Source organism: Rhodopirellula sp. JB055, from assembly GCF_043100905.1.
In the GTDB taxonomy this organism is placed as follows: Bacteria; Planctomycetota; Planctomycetia; order Pirellulales; family Pirellulaceae; genus Rhodopirellula.
The window spans coordinates 1-3,407 of the sequence record NZ_JBICHO010000130.1; the positions used below are offsets into that span (position 1 = coordinate 1).

General features: G+C 54.2%; 2 protein-coding genes. One reads left to right on the forward strand and one right to left on the reverse strand.

Annotated elements, in window-relative coordinates; genetic code table 11:
* Window positions 1-260: 260 nt before the first annotated feature.
* The gene (locus ACF8AM_RS05375; protein ID WP_392554643.1) at window positions 261-2,036 is read right to left on the reverse strand and encodes a hypothetical protein; all 1,776 of its coding nucleotides are present in this window, start codon (window positions 2,034-2,036) and stop codon (window positions 261-263) included.
* Between the two features lie 164 nt (window positions 2,037-2,200).
* Here ACF8AM_RS05375 and ACF8AM_RS05380 point away from each other — a divergent pair.
* Window positions 2,201-3,407: DUF4038 domain-containing protein (locus tag ACF8AM_RS05380; protein ID WP_392554644.1), on the forward strand; the 1,207-nt coding region annotated here is incomplete at its 3' end.

Sequence of the window (3,407 nt, forward strand, 5' to 3'; positions counted from 1 at the left end):
AGTTCGGAGGCTGAGGTTTTTTCATGAGGCGACCGCTCTGGTCCTTGTCTGCGGTCCTTGTCTGCGGTCCTTGTCTGAAAGCGATTCAGCCGGTCGTCAGAAGTGATCGAGCAAAAACATGTGAGGCCTTGGGGCGTTCGCCCCGGTTGGCGTCTAATCAACCGCCGCTAACGCGGTGCGGTTCAATAAATCAACAGCCTGTTAAACAGGTATGCAGAAATGGTTGGTTTTTATATACCCGACGACACCTGCGTACATGCTTAAGCAGCCGCTTCCAACGCGATGTCACCATCTGAGAACGAGGCAATCGATAGGTGGCGGTCTCGATTCTCGACCGCCAGGTCGATTTCCTCCAGGATGCTCTTGCGTGTCATTCCCGTGGGTTTTTGCGAAACCGTTTTCTCGCTTTGAATTCCTAATGTTTTGACGGGCCTGAGGTTGGCGTGGTCAAACGTCGATGCCTCCACAGCGATTTGCCGCAAGATGTCAAACGATTGACCGGCGGCCGCCGACTTGGCTTGTTTGCGAGCGATGCTCAATCGCGTCTCCGATGCAGCCAGCAGATCATTGATGATTGCCAGGCGATTCCCATAGAAGGCCTTCGAACTTGCGATCTTGCCTTCCAAGGTTTTGATCTTTTCGTTTTGTCTTGCCTTTTCAGCGTCAATGGCTGCGTTGAGTTTCAGGACTTCGCTTGCTGATTGATCACCAACAGCGTCCTTCAATCCACTTGTCAGAACCGCATTTCCAACTTCGTTGGCGGAGTCGCGACGAAGCTCTTGGATATCCTTTTCCCAGACCTTGCACCACCAAAGCGAACGCTTGATCAGGTCCCGGACCTTGTCCAAGTCATAGATCGTGATATCAGAGCTTTTGATCAGCCGGGCTGGACCATCTTCCATTTGACTCCGAATCGTGTCGCCTTCTTGATGCAATCCGGGCCCCAGGAACTTCTTCTTGTACCTTTCAATCGCCGAGTCGATACCGACACGCCCCGTCAATGGCTGGAAGTTTGGGTTTTTGCCAAGAACCAATTCCGTGAGTCCCGCGACCATCCCTGCCAATGCGTTGAGAGCACCCAGGGATTTTTTCAACACTTTCATCGGGCTGGTGGTAGCGTGCATGACAAGGCTTCCAAAAGCGAGTGAAAGCGTTGTCTTGACGACTCGCCAAAGACCACCGGCGACCAACAGTTTGTTCTCCAAGCTGCTCTGCGGTCCGTTCGCTGCCGCGTCATCATAAATGTTGTTGATCAAATCGGCCTTGGCGGCGTACTCGCCAAAGTATCTGTTTTGAAACAGCTTGTCCGAAGCGGAATTGCCGATGCCCTGAACGTAGAGGAATGCCTTGTGAAGGTTCCCGATGTTTCGCGCCGAAGCAATTTTTTGATACTTCTCTTTCAAGAACTGAAGCTCGTTCCAGAATTCATCCTTGGACAACGTCGACAGCATCCGAGTACGGTCAGCATCGCTGACGACATCGGCAAAACGATGGCTCGCTGCGGCAATTGGAAATTTCGTGGCTGCAGGCGATGGATTGGACTCAGCGAGTCGGTGGAAATTGGGAGACGCAGGGGCTTGCGACGCATGGGGACCTGGCCGATTGTGTGACTGAAAACAGCTTAGCCACATTCCCCGAAATTCCTGGTACTCGGTCTCGGTCAGTGACTGCACCCATACGAAGTTGAATTGGGCAAACGCCCAGTCAACTTCACGCAGTCGCGTGAAACTGGATCGGAAATCCGTGCCGATTTCTTGGATCAAACGATCCAAGGCAATCAATTTCGGTTTGTTCGCGCCTTTGAACGGATTGACGTTCCGTTTGACGACTTCCCACATGCGATCGAAATTCATGGGCAATGTCCGTTGAAGGCGAAGTGAGATGACCAAGACCTTGCCGATGTTATCGGTTGCGAGGTTCGTCTCGTTTAACCGAATGACCTGCATTCTTGCTTCGCCCACGTTTCTCGCACCGATTCGCATCGTGATGATTTTGGTGGGCAGCTCAAGCTCATTGCTGCCGTTGGCGGGGATCATCCATGGGCAACCGCAGAGGTTGTTGAGATTGGCCGAGCCTCGATGGAAACGATTTGTGTCGCGAGGTCCGTGAACCTCGTACACTATTGGGCTGTATCCCCTGTCCATTGGAATGGCGGTCGCGTCATTTCTTGATCGAAACTTATCGGAAGCGAGAAGAATAGATGGTCCAGCGTCACGCACTTGCTTGTGGATTGCTTTGGTGGGTCGCTTGTTTGGGTGTGTCGGATGCCGGCGCGGCAGATGGAGCGGCTGAGTGCCAGCAATGGCAAGAAGTCGAGCTTGAGTTCACCGCTGAAAAGGAAACCGCCAATCCTTACACGGACGTGGAGGCTTGGGTGGATTTCACTCACGACGATGGGACCATCATTCGTCGACAGATGTTTTGGGATGGCGGCCAAATATTCCGTGTGCGGTTTGCGTCACCGCTTTCATCGGGCAATTGGCGTTGGCAATCGTCTGATCGAGACGAAGACCCTGGGCTGAACGGGAAGACCGGTTTGTTCCAATCGGTCGCGTCCAATACCGAAACACCCACCGCGTTCACGCAGCATGGGTTTTGGAGGATTCCCAAAGGCGGCCGAAACCTGATTCATGCGGACGGAACAGCGAGACTGTTGTGTGCTGACACGGCTTGGGCGTTGCCATGGCGAGCGACGGTGGATCAAGTGAAAACGTATGCCAAAGACCGGCATGCCAAAGGGTACAACGCCGTGTTGTTGATGACGGTGCAACCAGATCTGAAGACCAAAGGGCCGCGTTCTCGCACCGAAGCGGAGGGTTTCGATGTTGGCTTTGAGGATCTCCCCCAGGGGACGCTGACGAAACTGAATCCCGACTACTTTCAGACGTTTGACCAGCTAGTGGATGTGCTGACATCCCATGGGATCGCTCCTGTTTATCAACCTGTCTTTCATGGGTACGGATGGAAAGGTGGTGGCACGGCAGGCAATGTGGTCAGCGCCGAAGACTACGCTCGGTATTGCCGCTACCTCGTTGCTCGCTACGGTGCCCGACCGGCGATTTGGTTGGTGGGAGGAGACGGGCCAGCCGAGAAAGCCTCCATCGTCGAGCAACTTGATGCCGCGGGAACGGAAATCGAGAAGTGGGATGCGTACCAACAGCCAACCGGAATTCACTATTCGCCCCATGCAAAGAATCGCACGCATCAAGACAAAGCTTGGTTGGATTTTCAGTGGTGCCAAACCGGGCACGGTGGCGAACACCTCGCCGAGCGAGTCGCGGACATGTGGCGGAATCTGCCTGTCAAAGCAGTCGCCAACGGCGAACCCACTTATGAGAACATCGGCCGCACCGGGAATGGGGCGGGCTGGTGGCAGGGCCACGAAGCGTGGTGCAATTTGACCGCCG